The sequence below is a fragment of the Kitasatospora sp. NPDC114501 genome (assembly GCF_055633695.1).
Map to the genome: position 1 here is coordinate 1 of NZ_JBVKDS010000013.1, position 22955 is coordinate 22955.

General features: G+C 73.8%; 23 protein-coding genes and 2 pseudogenes. 16 read left to right on the forward strand and 9 right to left on the reverse strand.

The window, feature by feature from the left end; genetic code table 11:
• Positions 1 to 133 (forward strand): annotated as a pseudogene (locus tag ACZ7RU_RS23885) (transposase); the annotation flags it as partial.
• A gap of 75 nt (positions 134 to 208) precedes the next feature.
• On the opposite strand, the pseudogene ACZ7RU_RS23890 reads toward ACZ7RU_RS23885, so the two are convergent.
• The 3 genes and pseudogenes from ACZ7RU_RS23890 to ACZ7RU_RS23900 form a co-directional block, all read right to left on the reverse strand.
• Positions 209 to 406, reverse strand: a pseudogene (locus ACZ7RU_RS23890) (DNA primase); the annotation flags it as partial.
• A gap of 377 nt (positions 407 to 783) precedes the next feature.
• Positions 784 to 1197, reverse strand: coding sequence for a hypothetical protein (locus tag ACZ7RU_RS23895; RefSeq protein WP_470342985.1), 414 nt, complete (start codon positions 1195 to 1197; stop codon positions 784 to 786).
• 153 nt (positions 1198 to 1350) lie between these two features.
• Positions 1351 to 1578, reverse strand: a complete 228-nt coding sequence (locus ACZ7RU_RS23900; protein WP_387755465.1) for a hypothetical protein — start codon at positions 1576 to 1578, stop codon at positions 1351 to 1353.
• A 502-nt stretch (positions 1579 to 2080) separates the two neighbouring features.
• On the opposite strand from ACZ7RU_RS23900, the gene ACZ7RU_RS23905 reads away from it, so the two are divergent.
• Together ACZ7RU_RS23905 and ACZ7RU_RS23910 are read left to right on the forward strand one after the other, a co-directional pair.
• Positions 2081 to 2284, forward strand: coding sequence for a cold-shock protein (locus ACZ7RU_RS23905; RefSeq protein WP_030303996.1), 204 nt, complete (start codon positions 2081 to 2083; stop codon positions 2282 to 2284).
• Positions 2285 to 2652: 368 nt separating this feature from the next.
• Complete coding sequence (locus ACZ7RU_RS23910; RefSeq protein WP_470342986.1) at positions 2653 to 4170, forward strand: DEAD/DEAH box helicase; 1518 nt, start codon at positions 2653 to 2655, stop codon at positions 4168 to 4170.
• A gap of 152 nt (positions 4171 to 4322) precedes the next feature.
• On the opposite strand, the gene ACZ7RU_RS23915 is transcribed toward ACZ7RU_RS23910, so the two are convergent.
• Both ACZ7RU_RS23915 and ACZ7RU_RS23920 read right to left on the reverse strand, forming a co-directional pair.
• Complete coding sequence (locus ACZ7RU_RS23915; RefSeq protein ID WP_470342987.1) at positions 4323 to 5045, reverse strand: alpha/beta hydrolase; 723 nt, start codon at positions 5043 to 5045, stop codon at positions 4323 to 4325.
• A 180-nt stretch (positions 5046 to 5225) separates the two neighbouring features.
• A complete protein-coding gene (locus ACZ7RU_RS23920) occupies positions 5226 to 6416 on the reverse strand; it encodes a CapA family protein (RefSeq protein WP_470343176.1) in 1191 nt (396 codons plus the stop codon).
• A 268-nt stretch (positions 6417 to 6684) separates the two neighbouring features.
• Here ACZ7RU_RS23920 and ACZ7RU_RS23925 point away from each other — a divergent pair, with 268 nt between their 5' ends.
• The 3 genes from ACZ7RU_RS23925 to ACZ7RU_RS23935 all read left to right on the forward strand — a co-directional run bounded on the left by ACZ7RU_RS23925 (position 6685) and on the right by ACZ7RU_RS23935 (position 8364).
• A complete protein-coding gene (locus tag ACZ7RU_RS23925) occupies positions 6685 to 7251 on the forward strand; it encodes a GNAT family N-acetyltransferase (RefSeq protein ID WP_470342988.1) in 567 nt (188 codons plus the stop codon).
• Between the two features lie 157 nt (positions 7252 to 7408).
• The gene (locus ACZ7RU_RS23930; protein ID WP_470342989.1) at positions 7409 to 7981 is read left to right on the forward strand and encodes a type 1 glutamine amidotransferase domain-containing protein; all 573 of its coding nucleotides are present in this window, start codon (positions 7409 to 7411) and stop codon (positions 7979 to 7981) included.
• 161 nt (positions 7982 to 8142) lie between these two features.
• Complete coding sequence (locus ACZ7RU_RS23935) at positions 8143 to 8364, forward strand: DUF6480 family protein (protein ID WP_387755482.1); 222 nt, start codon at positions 8143 to 8145, stop codon at positions 8362 to 8364.
• A gap of 269 nt (positions 8365 to 8633) precedes the next feature.
• Here the strand turns inward: ACZ7RU_RS23935 and ACZ7RU_RS23940 are convergent, their stop codons facing one another.
• Positions 8634 to 9305: a hypothetical protein gene (locus ACZ7RU_RS23940; protein ID WP_470342990.1), complete on the reverse strand. Its 672-nt coding sequence runs from the start codon at positions 9303 to 9305 to the stop codon at positions 8634 to 8636.
• A 109-nt stretch (positions 9306 to 9414) separates the two neighbouring features.
• Here ACZ7RU_RS23940 and ACZ7RU_RS23945 point away from each other — a divergent pair, with 109 nt between their 5' ends.
• From ACZ7RU_RS23945 to ACZ7RU_RS23960, 4 genes are all read left to right on the forward strand, one after another.
• Positions 9415 to 9849, forward strand: coding sequence for an Hsp20/alpha crystallin family protein (locus ACZ7RU_RS23945; protein ID WP_470342991.1), 435 nt, complete (start codon positions 9415 to 9417; stop codon positions 9847 to 9849).
• 125 nt (positions 9850 to 9974) lie between these two features.
• Complete coding sequence (locus ACZ7RU_RS23950) at positions 9975 to 10253, forward strand: STAS domain-containing protein (protein ID WP_470342992.1); 279 nt, start codon at positions 9975 to 9977, stop codon at positions 10251 to 10253.
• A gap of 64 nt (positions 10254 to 10317) precedes the next feature.
• Positions 10318 to 10722, forward strand: coding sequence for a DUF2267 domain-containing protein (locus tag ACZ7RU_RS23955; protein WP_470342993.1), 405 nt, complete (start codon positions 10318 to 10320; stop codon positions 10720 to 10722).
• A gap of 77 nt (positions 10723 to 10799) precedes the next feature.
• Complete coding sequence (locus ACZ7RU_RS23960; protein WP_470342994.1) at positions 10800 to 11201, forward strand: DUF2267 domain-containing protein; 402 nt, start codon at positions 10800 to 10802, stop codon at positions 11199 to 11201.
• 439 nt (positions 11202 to 11640) lie between these two features.
• Here the strand turns inward: ACZ7RU_RS23960 and ACZ7RU_RS23965 are convergent, their stop codons facing one another.
• Positions 11641 to 12912 (reverse strand): MFS transporter, encoded by a 1272-nt coding sequence (locus ACZ7RU_RS23965; protein ID WP_470342995.1) that lies wholly within the window; start codon positions 12910 to 12912, stop codon positions 11641 to 11643.
• Positions 12913 to 13094: 182 nt separating this feature from the next.
• Between ACZ7RU_RS23965 and ACZ7RU_RS23970 the strand changes: the two genes are divergently transcribed.
• The 6 genes from ACZ7RU_RS23970 to ACZ7RU_RS23995 all read left to right on the forward strand — a co-directional run bounded on the left by ACZ7RU_RS23970 (position 13095) and on the right by ACZ7RU_RS23995 (position 18862).
• Positions 13095 to 14114 carry an ABC transporter substrate-binding protein gene (locus ACZ7RU_RS23970; RefSeq protein WP_470342996.1) on the forward strand — a complete coding sequence of 340 codons (1020 nt, stop codon included), beginning with the start codon at positions 13095 to 13097 and terminating at the stop codon, positions 14112 to 14114.
• On the forward strand, positions 14104 to 15162 hold the full coding sequence (locus tag ACZ7RU_RS23975; RefSeq protein WP_470342997.1) for a FecCD family ABC transporter permease: 1059 nt from the start codon (positions 14104 to 14106) through the stop codon (positions 15160 to 15162). The genes ACZ7RU_RS23970 and ACZ7RU_RS23975 overlap by 11 nt, the downstream gene beginning before the upstream one ends.
• Positions 15159 to 15962 carry an ABC transporter ATP-binding protein gene (locus ACZ7RU_RS23980; protein WP_470342998.1) on the forward strand — a complete coding sequence of 268 codons (804 nt, stop codon included), beginning with the start codon at positions 15159 to 15161 and terminating at the stop codon, positions 15960 to 15962. Before ACZ7RU_RS23975 ends, ACZ7RU_RS23980 begins: the two co-directional genes overlap by 4 nt.
• A gap of 89 nt (positions 15963 to 16051) precedes the next feature.
• Positions 16052 to 16849 (forward strand): Rossmann-like domain-containing protein, encoded by a 798-nt coding sequence (locus ACZ7RU_RS23985; RefSeq protein ID WP_470343177.1) that lies wholly within the window; start codon positions 16052 to 16054, stop codon positions 16847 to 16849.
• Positions 16846 to 17916 carry a GHMP family kinase ATP-binding protein gene (locus ACZ7RU_RS23990; RefSeq protein WP_470342999.1) on the forward strand — a complete coding sequence of 357 codons (1071 nt, stop codon included), beginning with the start codon at positions 16846 to 16848 and terminating at the stop codon, positions 17914 to 17916. Before ACZ7RU_RS23985 ends, ACZ7RU_RS23990 begins: the two co-directional genes overlap by 4 nt.
• Positions 17837 to 18862, forward strand: coding sequence for a pyridoxal-phosphate dependent enzyme (locus ACZ7RU_RS23995; RefSeq protein ID WP_470343000.1), 1026 nt, complete (start codon positions 17837 to 17839; stop codon positions 18860 to 18862). Before ACZ7RU_RS23990 ends, ACZ7RU_RS23995 begins: the two co-directional genes overlap by 80 nt.
• Before the next feature lie 105 nt (positions 18863 to 18967).
• Here the strand turns inward: ACZ7RU_RS23995 and ACZ7RU_RS24000 are convergent, their stop codons facing one another.
• Positions 18968 to 21994, reverse strand: coding sequence for a glycoside hydrolase family 2 TIM barrel-domain containing protein (locus tag ACZ7RU_RS24000; protein ID WP_470343001.1), 3027 nt, complete (start codon positions 21992 to 21994; stop codon positions 18968 to 18970).
• Between the two features lie 195 nt (positions 21995 to 22189).
• Positions 22190 to 22864 (reverse strand): hypothetical protein, encoded by a 675-nt coding sequence (locus tag ACZ7RU_RS24005; protein WP_470343002.1) that lies wholly within the window; start codon positions 22862 to 22864, stop codon positions 22190 to 22192.
• Positions 22865 to 22955 lie beyond the last annotated feature (91 nt).

The following is a 22955-nucleotide window of genomic DNA, read 5'->3' on the forward strand; positions in this document are numbered from 1 at the left end:
CGCTCGACCGGGCTCGAAGCACCACGTGATCACCGACGGCCGGGGCACGCCGCCGGCCATCACCCTGACCGGCGGCAACCGTCACGACGTCACCCAACTCCTGCCGCTGCTGGACTCGATCCCGCACCTGCGAGCGCAGCCGTGGCCGAGCGCACTGTTCTCGCCCCGGCACAGCTCCTCCCCGCACCCGTGGGGTCTGCTGACACCCGCGCCGCCAGACGGCGAAGCCACCGGTGCCCACCTCGGGGCGGTGGTTGCCGAGCAGCCAGAGCTTGTGGGTGGGCTCGAAGGAAAAGAAGTCCTGGCGCATCCGGCGGGCCTTGATCTTGTCGCCGCCGGTGAGCAGCTTGACCCGGGCCTCGTCGAAGCGGTCGCCGGGCTTGAGCTCGGAGCAGACGATGATGCGTCCCATGGTGGTCTCCGCCTTCCGTTCCGCGTGGTCCGGGCCTGAGGCCGCGGCGGTGGGGATGCTAACGCCCGGTCGGCGCGGCGACGGTGCCGGCTGCTCGCGCGCTCGACCGGCGCGTCGCCGGCCGACCGGGCGGGTGGACGGGGGCGGCTCGGAGCGGCGGCGCGATGGCCTGGCACGGAAGGGGTCCGGGCGGCACCTGACGGCACCCCCGGACGCGAGCGCGCCGCGCACGTCAGGTGCGCGGCGCGGAGGTCGTCAACGAGAACGAAGGAGGCCGAGGGAGCGGCCGGTGTTCGCGTGGGGGCGGTGGGTGCCGTGGCGGTGCGGGTCGAGCGGGCCGTCGGCCCGCTCGACCCTCCCTGGGCGATGCGTCACTGGTCGGAGTAGCTGAGGTCTCCCACCGTCCAGCAGCTGATGTCGGCGATGGCGATGCGGTACATGCCCCCGGTGTGGGGCAGGCCGTAGCTGCCCTGCAGGATGCGGGCGACGTGCAGGTGCAGGTGGGTCGGCGGTGAGGCGGGCGGCGCCGCTCCTTCGCCCGCCGCTCCACTGCCGGCGGTTGCGGGCGCGTCGGCGGTCGCGGGCGCGGCGAACAGTGTGGCGAAGGGCTTCAGGAAGTCCGAGGTGGCGAGGACTTCGGCCACCCGTTCGTTCCACAGGCTCTCCGGTGCCAACCGGCCGGTGATGACCGCCCCGGGGACGACCACGGTCAGGGGCATCTGGGTGCTGTGCTCGGACTCCACCATCGTGGCGATGTCGACGAGCAGCCCATCAGGGTTCGACATGGACTTGAGGATAGTGCCCGCCGGACGTTGCCCGCACGGACTTCCCCGGGCGGCCGCCGGCCCGCCGCCCGGCGGTGCCCCGGGGACGACACTCATCGGCCGCTCCGCCCGCGAGGCGTGGGACCACGGGCGGAGGAGCCGGGAGCGTCCGGGTCAGAGCGCGAACATCGCGCTGTACGGCGGGGTGACACGGGCCTGCTGCGAGCCGAAGTCGACGAGCACGGCGGTGTCGCCGTCACCCTCGACGCCGATGACCCGGCCCAGGCCGTACCTGTCATGGGTGACCCGGTCGCCGACGGCGAAGTGCTTGAGGGGCGCCTCCGGCGGGGCCTTGAAGGGGCTGTGCGGCAGGGGGCGGCGGACTGCTGCGAAGTTTTTCATCCCTGCCAGTATGGGCCGGAAATCGCGGGAGCGGGTCTTTTCGGCGCACTCGGGTTCGAGTCGGGGCCGCAACGCCGCAGGTGCCGTCCGGTACGCCTGTGGACGGCACCGGCGCGCGGCGCGATCACCCGCGCGGCGCCGGCGGGGCCGGGGCGACCTCGCCGTGCCCGCGGGAATCTTCCTTCCGGGCGCTCGGCGCCGACGCCGCGCGGTCACGCCAACCAGCCTGCTACCAAGCCGAGTTGAAGTCCGTGACGGCTTCGGCCGGTGACGCCGGGAACGCCCCGCCCGAAACTGGGGGTGAAATATCCGCCCACAACGTGCTCGGGCCTGCTACTGTCGTCTTAGTTGCAGTAGTGGTTCCCATGAACTTTGTGTGCGCCTGCTGATGTATTCGCAGGCGCATTTTTTCTTTCCCGGCTCTTCCGGGTGGGTGCCTCCCGCGGCGACTCGAAGCGTGCGCTGTGTGCGCTTCGGACAGCCCCTTGAAGGAGATTTCTTAATGGCTAATGGCACCGTGAAGTGGTTCAACTCGGAAAAGGGCTTCGGCTTCATCGAGCAGGACGGTGGCGGCCCCGACGTCTTCGCCCACTACTCGAACATCAACGCCAACGGCTTCCGTGAGCTGCTCGAGGGCCAGAAGGTCGAGTTCGACGTCACCCAGGGCCAGAAGGGCCCGCAGGCCGAGAACATTCGCCCGCTGTAATTTCTGCCACGGCACCCGCCAAGCAGCGAGGGGCCCGCACCGCGCACACACGCCTGGTGCGGGCCCCTCGGCATTGCGCCACGCGCATCCCCCGGCCGTTCAGGCCCCCCGGCTCCGCCACCGGCGCCCATCCCCACGCGAGACGCGCAGCGTCGCGTCCGGATCGGCGCCCTGCCGTGACATCTCACGGCTTCGAGGTTCCCCGCTCCCGCTCCGCGCGGTGAGCGCCGACCGTAGGTGACGTGCCGCACGGTTCCACCGTCCACGCTCCGACCGTCACATTTCCGGCCCGTTCCCTTGCGGTCTCCGCGCTGCCCTGCGCCGCGGAGCCTTTCTCGTGACGTGCCGCTCCGAGGAAGGTCTCCCGCATGAACCGCTCCAGCCGCTCCCCGTACCGGAACACCGACTCCCGCTCCGGCGGCAACTCCTTCTACGGTGACCGCCCGGCCGGAGGCCGGCGTCCGTTCGGCCGTGGCGCCGGCCAGGGCTCGTCCCCGTCCGGTGAGTTCGCGATGCCGGTGAGCACCACCCCGGCCCTGCCGGCCGTCGAGTCCTTCGACGAGCTCGACATGCCCAAGGCCCTGCTTCCGGTGCTGGCCCGCCGGGGCGTCACCGCGCCGTTCCCGATCCAGGCCGAGACCCTGCCGAACTCGCTGGCCGGCCGCGACGTCCTCGGCCGGGGCCGCACCGGCTCGGGCAAGACCATCGCGTTCGGCCTCGCCGTGCTGGCCCGCACCGCCGGGCAGCGGGCCGAGCCGCGCCGCCCGCTGGCCCTGGTGCTGGTCCCCACCCGCGAGCTCGCCCAGCAGGTCACCGACGCCCTCACCCCCTTCGCCCACGCGGTGCGCCTGCGGATGGCGACCGTGGTGGGCGGGACGTCGATGAGTCGCCAGGCGTGGCTGCTGAACCGTGGGGCGGAGGTCGTGGTCGCCACCCCCGGCCGGCTCAAGGACCTGATCCAGCGCGGCGACTGCCAGCTGGACGGGGTCGGCATCACGGTCCTCGACGAGGCCGACCAGATGGCCGACATGGGCTTCCTGCCGCACGTGACCGAGCTGCTCGACCAGGTCGCCGAGGGCGGCCAGACCATGCTGTTCTCGGCCACCCTGGACCGCAACGTCGACCGCCTGGTGCGGCGCTTCCTCAAGGACCCGGTCACCCACTCGGTCGACCCGTCCGCCGGAGCGGTCAGCACCATGGAGCACCACGTGCTGCACGTGCAGAACTTCGACAAGAACGCCACCATCGCCCACATCGCGTCCCGCGACGGCAGGGTGATCATGTTCACCGACACCAAGGACGGCGCGGACCGCCTGGTGGAGGACCTGCTCAGGAACGGGGTGAAGGCCGCGGCGCTGCACGGCGGCAAGTCCCAGCCCCAGCGCACCCGGACCCTGGAGCAGTTCCGCACCGGCCAGGTGACCGCGTTGATCGCGACCAACGTCGCCGCCCGGGGCATCCACGTCGACGGGCTCGACCTGGTCGTCAACCTGGACCCGCCGGCCGACCACAAGGACTACCTCCACCGGGGCGGCCGCACCGCCCGGGCCGGCGAGTCCGGCACCGTCGTCACCCTGGTGCTGCCCAACCAGCGCCGCGCGATGACCCGACTGATGACCACCGCCGCCATCACCCCCGTCACCACCAGGGTCAGCGCAGGCGACGACGACCTGGCCCGGATCACCGGCGCCCGCGTGCCCACCGGCATCCCCACCGTGATCCCCGACCCCGTCATCGAGCGGCCGCGCCGCGGCGCCTCCGCGAGTGGCCCCCGCCGCAGCCGCCCCGCCCCCACCGGGGGCGACCCGCGGGCCGCCGCGGGCCGCGACAACCAGGGCTCCTCCGGCCGCCGCCGGGCACCCCGGCAGGCCACCCTCGCCGCGTAGCGCGGTCGGGCCGGGTCGGGCCTGGCCCGGCCCGACCCGTCGAGGTCCACTCCACTCCCTCATCGAGAGGTGGAGGCGAACGCCTTCTCCAGCCGACCCCGGTCCGTCGATTTCATCGAGACCACCCGGTGTCCCTGGACCTGCGCACCGAGCTAGCCGGCCGGGGTGAGGCGGTCGGCGGTGGCCAGGTGGTGGAGTAGCCCGATGGTCTCCTCCTGGTGGGACGCGAAGACTCCGTGGTCGCTGTGCCAGGTGTGCACGTGGGTCGCGCGAGTGGCGAATCGGCGTTGCAGGTCCGGGTGCATGACACGGTCCTCGGTACAGACCACGTAGCTGCTGGGCCGTTGGTGCCAGGCGGCGCTGGTCGTCGGTTGATGGGCGGGGGCCATCAGCTGGGGGACGAGTCCGGCGGCGTGGCGGGCGCGTTCTTCGTCGCCGAGTCGGGAGTGGAAGAGCCGTCCCGCGGCCTCGGGGTCGATCGTCGTGGTTCCGGCGGGGTCGCCGATCATGCTGGTCGCCAGGTCGGTGGGCGGTGCACTGGCGAGGAGGCCGAGGGCGGTCTCGCCGAGGTCGGGCATCATCGCGGCGAGGTACACGAGGTGGTCGACCTTGTGCGGCGGAAGGCCGGTGATGACGGCGCCGCCGTAGGAATGGCCGCACACGACGGCGGGTCCGGCATCGGTCAGCTGGTCCAGTGCGCTCTCGGCCGTGGCTGTGTCGGCCGCCAGTGACCCGCGGTGCAGTTCGGCGACGGCCACGGCGACACCGCGTGCCCGCAGGCCGGCCGCGACGCCGTCCCAGGCACGGCCGGTGTGCCACGCGCCGTGCACCAGCAGCACCCCTCGGGACGCACAGGGGGACGGGGAAAGGTTCATGAAGGGCCTCTCGGTGTTCTGTCGATCGCGGAACAGGCGGAACCGGGGGAGCGCGGGCGGCACCTGCACGCGTGTGCCGATGTGCGGGACGGCGGCGCGCACCGCCCACGGCTCCGACCTGTAAGAGGCACCGGCCGGGGAAAAGGATTCGGCGTCCGCCCGGGCAGTCGTGGCAGGTGCTCAGGACGCCATGGTCAGCCCTGCCGCGCCGCCGCCGCGGCTCAGCACGACCGACCGGATGTGGTCCAGTGCCCGGGCGTAGTCGCCGCGGCCCGGTTCGCGGCGGACGGCCTCGGTCAGGTCGAGGACCCGGTAGGGCGGACCGAGGTCGGTCACCTGGGGGACGAACTCGGCCCTGGCGACGGTCCAGCGCTGCCCGGGCCCGGCCGGCGGCGAGAAGGTGAAGCGGGCGATCGAGCTCCAGTTCCCCCGTGGGTCCTCCGCGCCGGTGGGGTTGAACATGTGTCCGGCGAGCTGGTCGCCCAGGCCGTAGACGATCCAGGTGTCGTTGATCTTCTCGTAGGCCTGCGGGATGTGGGCGTGGGTGCCGAGGACCAGATCGATGTCCGGCCGACCTGCGGTCTGCCCGGCGGCCAGGTCGCGGGCGAGGGCGAGCTGCTGCCCGTCCGGCGCGTCCTGCCACTCGGTGCCCCAGTGGAGGCTGACCACCACGACGTCCGCCCCCTGCTCCCGGGCGGCCCTGGCGTCGGTGAGGATCCGCTCCCGGTCGATGAGGTTGACCGCCCAGGGGTGCTCCTTCGGCAGCGGGATGCCGTTGGTGCCGTAGGTGTAGGCGAGTTGGGCCACCGTGGCGCCGCCTGCCGTGAGCAGCGCGGGGCGGCCGGCCTCGTCCGCGCTGCGGGCGGATCCCGTGTGCTTCAGGCCGACGGCGTCCATGGCGTCGAGCGTGCGCCGGATGCCGGCCGGCCCGTCGTCGAGGGTGTGGTTCGAGGCCGTGTCGCAGGCGGTGTAGCCGGTGTCCCTGAGCGCCCGGGCCACCTGCGGGGGCGACTTGAACGACGGGTAGCCGGTGAAGGGCCCGCCGTCGGCGCCGTACACCGTCTCCATGTGGCAGATGGCCAGGTCGGCGGCGCCGACGACCGGCTTGACCCCGGCGAGCATCCGGGCGAAGTCGTAGCCGTCGCCCCCGGCGTCCTCCTGGGCCTGCCGGATGATCTCGGTGTGCGGCAGCACGTCCCCGGAGGCGACCAGCGTGAACGCCCGCGGCCCGGGAGGGGGCGGCGTGGCCGTGGTGCCGGGATCGCGCGGTGGCGACGGGACGGCCTGTCGGGCCTGCGGTGCCCCGCAGCCGGCGAGGGCGAGCAGCAGGGCGGTGGCGGCTGTGAGGATCTCTCGGCGCGGGAATCGCATCATCGGCTCGTCCCATGATCGGCGGGTGTGACGGTCCGACTATGCGAGGCATCGACCGGCCGACGCGGGAACCCGCGCTCGGGGATCACCCGACGGGGCCAGCCGCCCCGGCCTGGCTCGGGGGCTTCGGCCCACGGCCACGTGAAATTCGATTGCGCAGCTGGTGGCGAGGGTCTAGAACGGCGTTGTTGTTCAGGACGAGTCGTGGGGGCTCCGCGGTCCGGTCGCTTCGGCCGGCGGGTGGCCCTCGGGGGAGAACGCCGGATCGATGACCATGCTCTCGCTGCCCATCACCACCGAACGGCTCTTTCTGCGTGCGTTCACGCCGGACGACCTCGACGACCTGTACGAGTACCAGAGCCTCCCCGAAGTCGCCCGCTACCTCTACCGGCCGCCGCTCACCAGGGAGCAGTGTGTGCAGGCCCTGAAGCGCCGCGCGGCCGCCACGGAGTGGGCCCGGGACGGCGACTCCCTGGCGGTCGCCGTCTGCCCGGTCGGCGGGTCGAAGGTCGTCGGCGAGATCGTCCTGAAGCTCGCGAGTGCGGGGGCGCGCCAGGCCGAGATCGGCTGGAGCGTCAACCCGGCGTACGGCGGGCGGGGTTACGCGACCGAGGCGGCGCGCGCGACCGCCGGGCGGGCCTTCGCCGAGCTGGGCGTCCACCGGCTCTTCGCCCGCCTCGACGTACTCAACACCGGGTCGGTGCGCGTGTGCGAGCGCCTCGGCATGCGCCGGGAGGCGCACCTCGTCGAGAACGACCTCGACGGCGAGCGCTGGGGGAGCGAGTACGTCTACGCGACACTCGCTCGCGAGTGGAAGGCCGATCGGGCCCGATGAGAGGTCCGGACGAAGCCGCCTGAGGCGCCCGGCCGCACCCGGTGACGCTCCGGATCGGGCCGGTGAACCCGGCATGGCCGGGGGCTCGGCGGGTACCCGCAGCGCTTGGGGTGCGCGTGCGCGCGCCCCGGGTGAACCGGCCCGAACAGGAGGAGACATGAACCGGCACGGCAAGGTCCTGGCGATCGTGACGAACTACGGCGTCGAACAGGACGAACTGCTCGTCCCCGCCCGGCACCTGCGCGAGAACGGCGTCCAGGTCGACATCGCCGCCCCCGAGCGGGACGACATCCGCACGCTGGTCGGGGACAAGGAACCCGGCGAGACGGTGCGCCCGACACTCACCCTCGACGAGGTCGACGCCACCGGCTACGACCTGCTGCTCATCCCGGGCGGCACCGTCAACGCGGACACCCTCCGGCTCCGGCAGCCCGCCGTCGACACGGTGCTCGCCTTCACCACCTCAGGGCGGCCCGTCGCCGCCATCTGTCACGGTCCCTGGCTACTGGCCGAGGCCGGCGTCGCGTACGGCAAGCGGCTCACCTCCTACCCGTCCCTGCGCACGGACCTCGCCAACGCGGGCGCCACCTGGACGGACGAGCCGCTGGTCACGGACGACACCAACGACTGGCGCCTGGTGACCTCGCGCAACCCCGACGACCTCGACCAGTTCCTGCACGGCATCGACGCCGCCCTGCAGGCCCGGGCCGAGGCGGTCAGCCCGCGCTGACGGAACGGGGCGGCGTGAGCCGACGGGAACCGGGGCCGGTCAGGGCGAGAGCTGGTGCCCGAGCTGTCGTGCCCGCCGACGTGGTGGCGTGTGTGACGTTTCCGGCCCCTCGCCCGGGGAAGCCGCCCCGCATCGGAGCCCCACACCTTCCGGGATGCACCATGACCACACCTGACCCAGACCCGGACCGCACTCCGGCGCTGGACGAGCACGGCGCCCTGCCCGGCGGGGACACCCCGCCGGCTGAGGGTGGCACGTCGGGCATCTCCCACCCCGAACCCGAGGAACTGCGCACGGCTTGGGGCATCTGGCCCGCGGTCGTGATCGTGGCGATCGCCGTGGCCGTGTCGGTCATGCTCGTCGCCATGATCTTCGTCGCCTGACCGGACCCGGCGTCGGTGGTTTGTCGTCCACGCGACCGGGCCCGGTGGGCCGGGGGTTGCCCGTGTCCCCGTCGTGCGGTCGCCCGTTTCCGGGTGGCTACCCCCCGGTCCAGGGCCAGGTGGGTTGGGCGAGCCGGTGGCGGAGGGCGTCGAGACGGGCGAGGTGCGCGTCGAGCGTTGCGGTGACCTCGTTGCCCACGGTGTGGACGTGCGCTTCGAGGGCGCCGATCCGGTCCAGGATTGGTTGCCACCGGTCCTGGTCGGCGTGGTCAGGCGCGTCGCCGGTTGCTGTCGTCGCGGAGCTGGTCGGTGCGGTGGGTGAGGGCATCGAGGTCGTTGGCGAGGTCGTGGTGGTCGGGACCGAGGTGGGGGCGGATGTCGGCGAGGGGTTCGATGAGGTCGGCGGCGTCGGTGCCGCCGAGGGCGGTGGTCAGGGCGGTCTGGGCGCCCCGGGCGCGGGCGCCGAGGCCGGCAGCGGTGATCCGGGCGGCCAGGACGCGCAGTTCGGCGGCGTTGTCGCGGGCCCAGGCGGTGACGGCGCGGTCGGCAGCCCGGCGGTCGCGGACCGCCTTCACCCGCTCCGCGCCGGTGTCGGTGGCGGTGCGGGCGGGGCGCAGGCGCAGGTAGCGGTTCTCGGCGGCCTGGCGGCTGGCGACGCCCATCGGGCGGGCGAGGTCCGCCCAGGTCGCGCCGCCGGCCCGGGCAGCCTCGACCAGCGGGGCCTCCCAGTCCGCGAGCTGGGCGCGCAGCTCGCGCAGCAGCACCAGGGCGGCCAGCGCCTGCCCGGCTCCGTCCTGTCGGGCGTCCCGGGGCGCGGCGTCGGGCGCGGCGTCGGGCGCGTGGGCGGAGCGGACCGCGTCGTCTATGGCGGCGAGCGCCGCGGCGGCGGCCAGGAAGGAGACCGGCTCGGAGCCGGGGGCGGGCGGTGGCTTCGTACTCATGACGTCATTCTACGAATGACACGCAGCATTTGTCATCGGATGGATGACGTGTTACAACGAAGACAGGTGAAGCGCACTGGCACCCATCGATCAGTGGAGGTGTTTCGCGATGCTGATGCGCACTGACCCGTTCCGCGAGCTGGACCGGCTGACCCAGCAGTTCCTCAACACGACGGGTACCTGGTCGCGGCCGACCCCGATGCCGCTGGACGCCTACCGGACCGGCGACGAGTACGTGATCTGCTTCGACCTGCCCGGGGTGGACCCGCAGGCGATCGACATCGACGTCGAACGGAACATGCTCACCGTCAAGGCCGAGCGCCGTCCGCGCCAGGAGAACGAGGGCGTGAAGTGGGAGCTCTCCGAGCGCCCGCTCGGGGTCTTCTCCCGGCAGGTCATGCTCTCCGACACCCTCGACCCGGAGGGGATCACCGCCGACTACGACTCCGGCGTGCTGACGCTGAAGATCCCGGTCGCCGAGAAGGCCAAGCCCCGCAAGATCGCGATCAGCCACAGCGGCGGTCGCAAGGAGATCCAGGCCTGATCGCCCCCGGAAGCCGTTCCGTGCCGCCGCTGATCCCCCCGGGCGGCGGCACGGGACACCCTCTTCCCGTACACCCGTACACCCGTGGCCCGGTACCCGCGGGCCCGCGGACAGCGAGCACTGCGATGACCACCCTGGTGAACCCGTTCACGGTCCGGGCGTGCGGCGAGATCGACCTCGACACCGCCCCGCGCCTCCGCCGTGAGATGGAACGCGCACTCGCCCAGCATCCGGAGGTGGTCCTCGATCTGTCGGAGGTCACCTTCATGGACTGCGCGGGCCTGAGCGCCCTCATCCGGGCCCGCGAGCTGGCCGAGCACCTCGGCCGACGCCTCGTCCTGCACGGCATCGGCCACCCCGTGGCCCGACTCCTCAAGCTCACCGGCGTCAGCCTGTCCCCATGACCCGGTCGGCGAGAGGTCGGACTCGTTCCGAGAGAAAGCTCGTCCCACGAGAAAGGAGAGCGCTGTGGCGATCCGCTGGGAGGCGTTCCTGGACCAGGTCCGGGAACGCGGCGAGTACGACACTCCTGCCGAAGCCGAACGCTGCGCCCGCGTCATCCTCGCGCTGCTCGGCGCCCACCTGGCCGGCACCGTACGCGCCCAGCTCGCGGCGCGGCTGCCCGAGACCCTCGCCCTGGTCCTGCTCAACCCCTTGCAGGCCGCCGAACCGCTCACTCCGGATCGGTTCGTGCGCGCCACCGCGGCCTGGATAGAGGGCGCCACCGAATCCACGGCGCTGTGGGACATCGGCGCCGTCCTGTCCACAGTCGCCGACGCCGCCGGTGACGAGCTCATGGAGCAGGTCCTGCTCCAGCTGCCGCCCGGCTACGACACCCTCTTCGGCCGCCCCGACTTCGGCCGACGCCCCTGACCCCGCCCCGCGCCGCCGCGACGTCGTGTCGTCCGCGAGTCGCGGCGGCGCGGCGACCGTCCCGGAAGGCCACCGCCATGACCCGGTACCGCCGACTGATCCAGCAGCTCCGCGCCCTCGGCCGCTACGCCGACGACGAGGAGGCCGAACGCGTCCTCGACACCGTCCTCGGCATCCTCGGCTCGCAGCTTACCGGCGAGGAACGATGCGACCTCGCCGCCGTCCTGCCCGACCACGCCCGCGCGAAGCTCGTCGCCCAGATCCCCCTCGACCGCCCCGTCACCGCCCCGGCCTTCGTCGAAGCCGTCGCCCACAACCTCAACACCACGCTCGCGAGCGCCCGCTGGCACACCTCCTGCACACTCACGGTGGTCGCCGACCTCGCCGGCGACCACCTCACCAACCGCCTCCTCGCCCACCTGCCCCGCGGCTACGCGCTCCTCTTCGGTCGCGCCGACCTCACCCCCGTCGCGGCCTGATCCGTACCGAAGGACGACCGCCCAACGGGCCCCTGCCAGCAGGCACCACAGCACACCGTCGACCCCTTGCCACCCCGGGCGGACGGCCGCGAACGCCGCGCCCGTCCGCCCGGGGCGGCAAGGGGTCCACCCACTCCCGCACCGCGTCTGGCAGCTCGGATCCAACTGACGGGTCGTCAATCCGCTGATCTGCCGCCCGAAATGCGACGGGGACGGCAGAGGTCGACGTGGCCGCTGCCCCGCAGGCGCGGGTTCGAAGAGAGACCCTGGCCCTTGCCGCCCTGGTTCATCATGCCGCCGAGGGCGCTGAGGTTGCCGGCGCCTGCGGGCTCGTGGACTGCCCACCACCGCGGTGGCCTGGGGGGCGACCGCAGTGGCACCGTCTCGAGGCCGAGGGCTGGGTCGGCGGCCTGGCGGCCGGCGGGCTCGGGCGGGTGGGTCAGTCCGTCGCCGGGGGTGTGCGGGCGAAGTGACGGGCGGTCGGGACCAGGGCGGCGGCGGCCGGTACCAGGAGGCAGGCGGCGGCGCACAGGGCGAGCACGGCCGTGACCCCGAACCGGTCGATCGCCGGGGCGATCACGGCCAGGCCGACCGGCGCCAGGCCGTAGGACACCAGGAAGTCGAGCGAGGAGACCCGGGCCAGCTTGTCCGGGGCGACCTCGCGCTGGGTGGCCGTGAACCAGGGGACGTTGAACAGCTCGATGCCGACGCCGGCCACCGCGTAGGCGGCGACGACCACGACCGGGTGCACGGGCAGCATCAGGCTGAGCGGGGCGACGCCGTACGCCGACAGTCCGGCGAAAGCGGCCCAGCCCTGGGAGCGGGGCCGCCATCGGGCGATGACCACGGCTCCGCCGAGGGCGCCGACCGTGTACGCCGTCATGGCGGCGGCCAGCACCCATTCGGTGCCGTAGCGGTCCCGGCTGATCAGTGGCAGCGCGACGCTGGTGGCCGAGTAGCCGAGGGCGATGACCGCGACGAGGGCGGCGAGTCCGGCCAGGAACCACGGGTGACGGCGCGCCTCGTGGATTCCCTCCAGGAACTCCGCGCGGAATCCGGCGCGCGGGGCCGCTCCGGAGGCGTGATCGGCGTCGGCGGCCGGGGCCGTGGCCGTTCCCCGGCCCGGGACGAGCGCGGCGACCAGCCAGAGCAGGCCGATCCCGAGCAGCAGCGCCCGGACGTCGAGGAACGCCGCGAGCAGTGCGGTCAGGGCCGGTCCGGCGAGCGTGGAACCGCGGACGGCCATGGTCGTCGCGGCGTTGGCCTGCTGGCGCCGCTCGGGCGCGACGGTCTCGGCCGTGAGCGCCTGGAACGCCGGGCGGCAGGCGCCCTGTCCGGCGCCGGCGAGCACGGCGGCGGCCGTCATCAGCACGAGCGAGCGGCCCAGACCGGCGGCGAGTAGGGGCGCGGCGAGCGCCGCCGCGAGGGCGGACCAGAGCACGACCGCGCGGCGGGAGTGCCGGTCGGCGAGCACTCCGCCGACGGCGACGGCGGCGAGGAAGCCCGCGGTGCGCGCGGCGAGGACCAGGCCGAGGCCGGCGGCGCCGAGGTCGCGGTGGAGGACGGCGAGTCCGAGGACGAAGGGCAGGGCCCAGGTCGCGAGTCCGGAGGCGGTGGTGCCCGCCCACAGGCGCAGGAACGCGGGGTCGCGGAGGACCGAACGCGTGGGCGGGGCACCGGTGTTGGCTGTCTGCGGGGGCGTGGTGGTCACGGTGTGGTGGGCTCCTTGGCGGTGCGGGAGCGGGGCGGCGGACCGACCCCGGGTGTGATTAATGGAAATGATTACCATTACAGTACCGTGAGGACGCGGCGCCTCGACCAGGGGTCGGGGTCGACCGACCGCGCCCGCGCCCAACCCGGACCCGCCCGCGCCCGACCCAGACCGGAGAACTCATGCGTCACCCCGCCCGCCTGGGCATCGCCCTGACCCTCGCTCTCACCGCCGTGGGCTGCGCCTCCGCCACCGGCGGCTCCGGGGCAACCACCGGCTCCGCCGCCCAGGCGGCCTCCGTCACCAGCTGCGGCCGCCAGGTGACCGTCACCGAGCCGCCGAAGCGCACCGTCGCGCTGGACCAGACCTCGACCGAGACGCTGCTCGAACTCGGGCTCCAGAACCGGATGGTGGGGACGGCCAACCTCAAGACCAGGATCCCCGCGAAGTACGCGGCCGCGTACGCCGCCGTGCCGGTGATCGCCCCCAAGATCGCCACCGGCGAGCAACTGCGCGCCGCGCTGCCGGACTTCGTCGTGGCCGGCGAGACCGGCCTGTTCACCAAGGACCGGGCCGGCACCCGCGAGGAGCTCGACGCCCTCAAGGTCCCGAGCTTCGTGAGCGCCGTCGACTGCCCGCAGCAGAATCCGGCCGGACGGACCCCGTTCGAGCTGCTCTTCTCCGACTACGAGAACCTGGGCCGGATCTTCGGCGCCGAGGAGCGGGCCGGCCGGCTCGCCGCCGATCAGCGGGCGGCCGTCGCCAGGGCCGGGGAGAACGCCGCCAAGGTGCCCCAGGGCGCGGAGCAGCCGACCGTGGTCTACCTCTACTCCGTCTTCAACGGGATGCCCTACGTGGCGGGCAGGACCGGCCTGCCCAGCGAGATGAGCCGGATCGTCGGGGCGAAGAACGCCTTCGACGACGTGGCCGAGGACTGGCCGGAGGTCACCTGGGAGGAAGTCGCCAGGCGCAACCCGGACTTCATCGTGATCGGCGACCTGTCCGAGCGCGGACGACCCGGCGACAGCGCCGCCGAGAAACGCGCCACGATGACCGGGCACCCGGTGGTCTCCAAGCTGCCCGCCGTACGGGACAACCGGATCCTGGAGGTGCCGGGCATCGAGCTGGACCCCTCGGTGCGCTCCGTCCACGCCCTCGGGCTGCTGGCGGACGGCATGAAGGGCCTCGGGTATGTCCGCTGAACCGGTCGCCCCGGCCGGGCCGGCCGCCGCTGCGGGCCGGCCTGCGGCCCGGGCACTCCTCCTCGTCCTCGCCGTCGGCGCCCTGGCCGGCTCGGTGGCGGCGGCCGTGCGGATCGGCACCGCCGACGTCGGCTGGGGCAGCCTCGCCCGGGCCCTCGGCGCCCGGCTCGGCCTGGCCGTCGAGCCGCTGCCCCCGCTGCTGGACTCCCTGCTCTGGGACCTCCGGCTGCCGCGCGTCCTGATGGCCGCCCTGGTCGGCGCCTCGCTCGCGGTGTGCGGCGCGGTGCTCCAGGCGGTCACCCGCAACGCGCTCGCCGACCCCTACCTGCTCGGCGTCTCCTCGGGCGCCTCGGCGGGCGCCGTCACCGTGGTCGTCCTCGGGGTCGGCGCGAGCACGCTCGGCGTCACCGGCGGGGCGCTGGCCGGGGCGCTGCTCTCGTTCGGGCTGCTCCTGCTGCTGCTTCGGCGCACCGGCCTCGACTCGCGTCGCATCGTCCTCACCGGTGTGGTCGTCGGCCAGCTGTTCACCGCGCTGACCTCGCTCGTCCTGATGGCCTCGGCGGACGCGGACACCACCCGGGCCGTCACCCACTGGCTGCTCGGCTCGATGGCGCCGGCCCGCTGGGACACCGTCGCGGTCTGCGCCACCGTCACCCCGCCGGGGCTGCTGGCGGTGTGGCTGTGCTCGAACGCCCTCGACGGTCTCGCCTTCGGCACCGACACCGCCCGGTCGCTCGGGATCGGCGTCCGGCCCACCCGGATGCTGCTGCTCGTGGTCACGGCCGCGCTGACCGCGGTGGCGGTGGCCACCGTCGGCGCCATCGGCTTCGTCGGGCTGATCGTCCCGCACGGGGTGCGGTTCCTGGTCGGCTCGCTGCACCGGGTGCTGCTGCCGTACACGGCACTCGCGGGCGCGGTGTTCCTGGTGTGGACGGACACGCTGGCCCGGGTCGCCTTCGCGCCCCGGGAGGTCCCGGTGGGCGTGGTCACCGCGCTGCTCGGCGTGCCGCTGTTCCTGCTCGTCCTGCGCCGCAGGGGTGAGCTGTGAGGATCACCGCCGAAGGGCTGAGCTGGTCGGTGGCGGACACACCGGTCGTCCGCGAGGTCGACGTGGACATCGCTCCGGGCGAGACGGTCGGACTGCTCGGCCCCAACGGCTCGGGCAAGTCCTCGCTGCTGCGCTGCCTGGCGGGCCTGCGCCCGCCGAACGCGGGCACGGTCCGGTACGACGGCGAGTCCGTCCGGGGCTGGAGCCCGCGTCGGATCGCCCGCAGGGTGGCCTTCGTGGAACAGGACTCGGGCGTGGACAGCGATCTGCGGGTCGCCGACGTGGTGGGCCTGGGGCGGACCCCGTTCCGGGACCGCTGGAGCGGACCGGACGCCACCGACCGGGCCGTGGTCGCGGCCGCGCTGGAGCGCGTCGGCCTCACCGCGCTCGCCGACCGCTCCTGGAAGGCGCTCTCCGGCGGCGAGCGCCGACGCGCCCACATCGCCCGCGCCCTGGCCCAGCAGCCGGACGCGCTGCTGCTGGACGAACCCACCAACCACCTCGACGTCAGGCACCAGTTGGAGCTCATGGAGCTGCTGACCGGCACCGCCCGGACGGTCCTGGTCGCGCTGCACGACCTCTCGCTCGCCGCCCGGTACTGCGACCGGCTGCTGCTCCTGCACCGCGGCCGCCTGGTCGCCGCGGGCCCGCCCGGCACCGTCCTGACGGCCGAGCGGCTCGCCGAGGTCTTCGAGGTGGACGCCGAACTCACCACCGACGCCTTCGGGCACCCCTCGGTCGCCTACCGGGGGCCGCTCGGCGTCCCGAACGCCATACCCACCCCCCAGCCCACCCCATGACGAGGAATCCCGTGAACCGGACAACCACCACCCCCGCCACCACCGCCCCGACCGTCGACGCGACCACCGCTCCGACCGTCGACGCGCTCATCGAGGCCGTCCTCGCGGGCCGACACGGCCCGCTGCCCGCCGACCTCGTCGCGACCAGCGTGTTCTGGATCCACCACGGCACCCGCCTGGCCGGCGGCGAGACCACCTACCTCAACCAGTACGTACTGGTCCGCCTCGGCGGCTCGTTCGGCGGCTGTGCCTTCGAAGCCGGCGAGATCGACCCCGTGATCTGCCGGAACTCCTCCGGCACCCCGCTCGACGTCCTGCTGCGCGAGGCCCCGCGCCCGTTGCGGATCGCCGCCCTCGACGCCTACCTCTCCGAGTCCCGCCCGCACCGCCTCGCCGCCGCGGCCGGCGAGGCCGAGCCCGTCACCCTCCCCACCGGCACCCCCGAGGTGCGCGCACGGGCCCGCGACGCGGCCATCGCCGGACTGCTGGACATCGAGAAGGGCGCCAAGGTCGGCCTGATCGGCGTCGTCAACCCCCTGGTCGCGGCGATCCGCGAGCGCGGCGGCGAACCGCTGCTCTGCGACTTCAACCTCCGGGCCACCCAGTGGGGCGACCCGGTCACCGACGACATGAACGAGGTGCTGGACCGGGCCGAAGCCGTCGTGGCCACCGGGATGACCCTGAGCAACGGCTCGTTCGACACCGTCCTGGCCCGCTGCCGGGCCCGGGACATCCCGCTGATCGTCTACGCGCAGACCGGCAGCGCCGTCGCCCGCGCCTTCCTCGGCTCGGGGGTCACCGCGCTCTCCGCCGAGCCGTTCCCGTTCTCCCAGTTCAGCGCCGAGGAGACGGTCCTGTACCGCTACCGCGTGGCGGACGGCGCATGACCTCCACCGCCCGAACGGGCGCGCCCGGTGCCGGTGGCCTCCCCACCGGCACCGGGTACGCCCCGTGCCACCACGGCGAGCTCCTCCAGGGCGTCTTCCGCGACGGCGACGGGCACCGGTGCGCGGGCCTGGTCACCCTGCCCATGGCGGGGCCCGGCAGCGACGCCCGGTTCGTCCGCCGACCCGGCACCCCGCCCGAGGCGCTGACCGTCCTGCCCGCCGACCGGACCAAGGCCGCGCGGGCCGCCGCCCTCACGGTGGCGGAGTGCGCGCGGCGGACCGCCCTGCCGCCCTGCGGCGGCGAGTTGAGGCTCACCGGCGACATCCCGGTGGGCCTGGGCATGGGCAGTTCCACCAGCGACGTGATCGCCGCCGTGCGCGCGGTCGCCGACTCGTACGGGCTGCGGCTCCCCGCCGACACCGTCGCCCGGCTGGCCGTGCGCGCCGAACTGGCCTGCGATCCGCTGATGCTGGACGGCCGGCCGGTGCTGTTCGCCCAGCGCGAGGGCCGGGTCCTGGAGGTCCTCGGCCCGGCCCTGCCGCCGCTGGTCGTCGTGGGCTGCACCCTCGGCGGGGGCACGCCGGTGGACACCCTGGCGCTGCCCGCACGGACCCCCGCCGAGGCCGGCGCCGACGAGGTCCGGGCCTACGAGCGGCTGCGCGCCATGCTGCGCCGGGCGGTGGCGACCGGCGACGTCCGGCTGCTCGGCGAGGTCGCGACCGCCAGCGCGCGGCGGGGCCAACAGGTGCTCCGGCACCCGGAGTTCGAGGCACTGACCGCCGTCGCCCGGCGGGCCGGGGCGGTGGGCGTACAGATCGCGCACAGCGGCGCGGTGGCCGGCGTGCTGTTCGACCCGGCGGCGCCGGGCCTGCGGCACCGCGTACGCGACTGCGTGCGGGGGCTGGACGCCCACGCCATTCCCGCCACCCGGACCTTCACCACCGTTTCCACCGCCACCACCGTCACCAGCAGCAAGGAGCCTGCGCATGGACCAGCACATCGCGGAGTCGATCGGCCGGCCGGACCTGATACGCCTCGACAGCCGGCTCGTCTGCCTGCGCTTTGAGACGATGAAGGTGGTCTCCGCCCTCGCGGCGGTACGCCACCTGCTCGACACCGGGGCCGTGCGGCGCGGGGACACCCTGCTGGACAGCTCCAGCGGCATCTACGCCTACGCCCTCGCCCTGGCCTGCCACCGGCACGGCATGCGATGCCACATCGTCGGCTCGACCACGGTGGACCACACGCTGCGCACCCAACTCGCCGTGCTGGGGGCGACGCTGGAGCAGATGGAGCCGTGCAGCGACCTCAAGCTCGACCAGAAGCGGCGGGTGGAGCGGATCCACGAGATCCTCGCCGAGCACCCCGAGTTCCACTGGATGCGGCAGTACCACGACGACATCCACTACCTCGGCTACCGCGCGATCGCCGACCGGATCCGGGAGGCCATCGGGGCGGACGGCCTCACCGTCGTCGGCGGTGTCGGCTCGGGTGCCTCCACCGGAGCCCTCGCCCGCTACCTGCGCGACGGTTCGCCGGCGGGGCCCGCCGACGTCGAGCTGGTCGGCGTCCAGCCGTACGGCAGCGTCACCTTCGGCGCCGAGCACGTCGCCGACCCCGAGATCATCATCGCCGGCATCGGCAGCTCGATCCCCTTCGGGAACGTCGCGCACGAGCTGTACGACACCCTGCACTGGGTCTCCTTCGACGCGGCGCTGGCCGGGAGCGTCGACCTGCTGCGGCGGCACGCGGTGTTCGCGGGCCTGTCGACCGGCGCCGGGTACCTCGTCGCCCGCCACGAGCGGCGGCGCGCCCCGGAACGGACGGTGCTGTTCGTCGCCGCCGACACCGGCCACCGCTACGTCGACACCGTCTACGCCCGGCACCGCGAGGCCGCGCGGATCGCGGACCTCGCGCCGCGCGAGGTGTCCGACCGCGGCGAGCTGGCCCTGCCCTGGTCCCGGATGCGCTGGAACCGGGCCCCGGCCCCGGACCTGGCGGTCGCGTCGTAGCACGGTCCGCCCGTGAGCGCGGGCGGCGTGGACCGGCAGACCGGCCCGAGGGCCACGCCGCCCAACCTCCGCTGGTCCGCCCGCGCGGGCGGACCGGTTCCGGCGTCACGAGCGGTGGACGGGTGTGAGGTCGAGGGTGAAGTCGGCGGTGCCGAGTTCGAGCCGGTGCTGCGGCAGGACGCCGGGTCCGCATGCGGCGCTTCCGAGGCCCTGGACGGCGTGGTCGGTGTGCAGGTGGACGAGCGGGCCGGGGGTCAGTTCCGTCGGGTGTCGGGCGGCGGCGAGCTGCCGGTCGGTCCAGGGGCGGGCGGAGAGGTGGAAGAGTTCCTCGCCCCGGACGTGGATGGTGTCGGAGCCGTCGCTGATCCGCGCCCACCGCACGTCCATCCGGTTGCCGTTCTCCTGCGGGCGCACGTAGGGCGTCTGCATCTGGTCGACCGTGGCGCGGAAGCGTCCGACGCGGGCCGCTTGCCGGGAGTCCGGGTAGGCCTCGCCGGGGCCTGCGCCGAACCACTCGACCTGTGACCAGTCGGCGGGGAGTCGCCAGTCGAGGCCGATCCGGGCGAGGGAGCGTGAGGTGTTGCGGCGGTCCAGTTCCCGGCGTTCGTCGGGCGGCAGGTCGGGGTCGATCATGGTGTCGGCGAAGGCGTCCGTCCGCTCGGGCCAGTGGCCGACCGGTTCGGTGTGCACGTGGAGCCGCAGGCCCGTCCCGTCGCTGGTCCAGCGGTAGGTCGTCAGGTAGCCGCAGGGAACGGCGGCGGCGGCGCTGCGGACCACGACGGTCAGGCCCTGGGCGTCGGGCGTGACGGAGACCGTGCGGTGGCGCAGCCGGTCCAGGCCGCGGTCCTTCCAGTAGGCGGCGTCGCGCTGGGACCAGCCGCGGTCGTTGTCGGTGGGAGCGCGCCACAGGCCAAGGGTGGGGCCCTGCAGGGGCAGTCCGTCGAGGTCGAGGAGGCTGCCGGTGGCATGGTCGAACCGGCCGGGCCCGAGCGTGATGACCCCGTCCGCGGTGTGCGGGGCCAACGGAGTGCCGTCCACACGGTCGCGTCCCGGTGCGGAGAGCTGGAGCTGTCCCCAGGCGACGACGTGGCCCTCGGGCGCCCAGGTGGCGGGCTTGGCCAGCTCCGCCTGGACGGTGAGCCACAGTTCACCGCCGTCCTCGTCAGCGGCCTGGCGGGCCGGTGCGGGCAGCGGCAGCCGGCCGTGCTCCCCGGCTGCCAGCTGTGGCGTGGGCAGTGTGCCCGCGGCGACTTCGACGCCCTCGCGCGCGAGCGACCAGGTGAACCGCAGGTGGGAGAGGTCCAGCACCTCGTAGTGGTTCTCGACGGTCAGCGTTCCGGGCTCGGGGCCGGTACCGATGCGGACGGGGGCGATGACCCTGGCGTACTCGAGCAGGCCGGGCGAGGGAGTGCCGTCGGGGAGGACCAGGCCGTCGCAGCTGAAGTTGCCGTCGTGCAGGTCCTCGCCGAAGTCGCCGCCGTAGCCGTAGAACTCGCGGCCCTCGGGGTCGCGCGTGCGCAGCCCCTGGTCCATCCACTCCCACACCCAGCCGCCCTGCAGCCGCGGGTACTCGTCGAAGAGCCGCGCGTACTCGGCCAGGCCGCCGGGCCCGTTGCCCATCGCGTGGGCGAACTCGGTGAGCAGGAAGGGCATGCGGTTGCGCGGGTCGTCGGCCGGGTCGCCGGAGCCGTCGCGCGCCGGGTAGTGGATCTCGCCCGGGCGCAGCTGCCCCCGTCCGATCCGGGCGACGGCCGCGGGTGGGCGGTACATCTGGCCGAGGACGTCGGTGTACTCGCCGAACCGGTCGGCCTCGTAGTGGATCGGGCGGGAGGGGTCGCGTCGGCGCAGCCAGTCGGCCATCGCGCGCAGGTTCCGGCCGTCGCCGGCCTCGTTGCCCAGTGACCACAGGATGATGCTGGGGTGGTTCTTGTCCCGCTCGACCGTGCGCTCGATGCGGTCCAGGTAGGCGGCTTGCCAGCGCGGGTCGTCGGAGGGGTTGCGCTCCCACCTCGTGGCGTCGGCGTACTCGAAGCCGTGGGTCTCCAGGTCGCATTCGAGAGTGACGTACAGGCCGAACTCGTCGCACAGGTCGAGGAAGGCGGGGTGCGGCGGGTAGTGGGAGGTGCGGACGGCGTTGATGTTGTGACGCTTCATCGACTCGACGTCGCGGCGCATGGTGTCGAGGGAGAGGGTGCGGCCGTGGTCGGGGTCGAACTCGTGCCGGTTGACCCCGCGCAGCACGACGCGGCGCCCGTTGACCCGCAGTACGCCGCTCTCGTCGATGGTGACGGTGCGGAAGCCGAACCGGATCCGCACGCGTTCGCCGCCGGTGGCCAGCTGGGCCTCGTAGCGGTGCGGGTCCTCCGCGCTCCAGGGCCGCACCGCCGGGAACCGCAGCTCGCTCCCGGCCGGCCGGTCGTGGACGCCGAGGGCAGGGACCGTGATCCGCACCGGCGCGTCCGCGTCCACCTCCACGCGCAACCGGCCCTCGCCGGTGGCGTCGTCGTAGTCGGCGCGGACGAAGACGTCCCGGATCCCGCCGACCGGGCGGGCCAGCAGTCGCACGTCGCGGAAGATGCCCGACAGGCGCCAGGTGTCCTGGTCCTCCAGGTACGTGCCGGCGGAGAACTGGTGCACCCGCACGGCCAGCACGTTGCGGCCCGGCCGCAACGCGGCGGTCACGTCGAACTCGGCCGCCAGGCGGCTGCCGTAGGTCACACCGAGTTCCGTGCCGTTGAGCCAGACCCGGGCACAGGAGTCCACCCCCTCGAAGCGCACCACCGCCGGCACGCCCTGCCAGGAGTCCGGCAGGTCGAAGACGCGGCGGTAGTCACCGGTCTCGTTCTCCTGCGGGACGAACGGCGGGTCGAGCGGGATCGGGTAGGCGATGTTCAGGTAGACGGGCCGGCCGTAGCCGCGCAGCTGCCAGTGCGAGGGGACCGGCAGCGCGTCCCAGGAACCGTCGTCGAACTCCGGGTCCTGGAACCCGTCCGACTCGGCCCGCAGCGCCGGCGAGAACCGGAACGCCCACGGCCCGTTGAGATCGATCCGGGGGCTGTCGGAGTCCAGGACCGCGCGCGGCGCAGTCCTCCCTCGGCCGGGCACGAAGTCCTCGAAGTAGCGTGCAGGCATGCCGAATTCCTCCGGGCGGTCTGGGGTGATGCGCGCGACCGTACTATCGAAGGCTTGTTGCGGGAAGACGCTCCCGCCACTGCGGCCTCGACGGGCGCGCGCAGAACGCCCTCGTCCAGCAGGCCCTGGCCGATCTCTCCCGTTCCCTCCCTCTGCCCCTCCTCCACGGTCAACGCGCCGCCTGACGCCGCACCGCTATGGCGTGACCGGCCGCCCGAGCAGCCGGCGGGCCTCCGTCCGGAGCCGGAACCAGCCGCCGACGAGGACGATCGCGGCCGCGCCGAGTGCCCCGGCGGTGTAGCCGATGAGGGCGAACAGCGGGTGCTCGGCGAGTTCGCCCGTCTTCGGGCTCATCCACATGCCGACCCGGGTGCCGTCCGGATGCGAGTCGCCCGGCAGCCTCCCGGTGCGTTCGTCGCCGTTGAACGTCCAGTGGTAGAGGCAGGCGACGTGCTCGAAGCCGACGGTGTCGAGTTCGTGGAACGAGCTCTCCGTCCGGCACTCGGTGACGGTCGCGGTGACCGCCTGCGGGGTGCGCACCCAGTCCCGGACGCCGCTCACGGCGAAGTCGGCCGCCGAGGCGCCGAGCCAGAGCGTGAGGATCAGCAGGGCCGTCCCCACGGTGGCGAGCGGCGTCCCGTCGCCGTCCCGTATCCCGAACGAGGCGGCCACCGCCACCACCAGCCCGACGGCGGCGGTGATCCAGAGCGGGAGGACGGGCAGCGGTGCCAGTGTCGATCCCCACGACCAGAAGAGCAGTGCCCCGCTGACCGCGCAGGTGAGCGCCGCCCCCACGGTCAGGGCGCGCCAGAACACCTGCCAGCCCCGGGACATCTCCTCCATCCCGGTGTTGCCGGCCTTGTCCGTCATGTCACCCTCCCCGCTCCGGACCGCCTCGTCCCTCTGCCTACCCCGATGTTCCCCGAGCGGCTCCGGTTCCCGGTCGTCGGGAGGCCGGCGG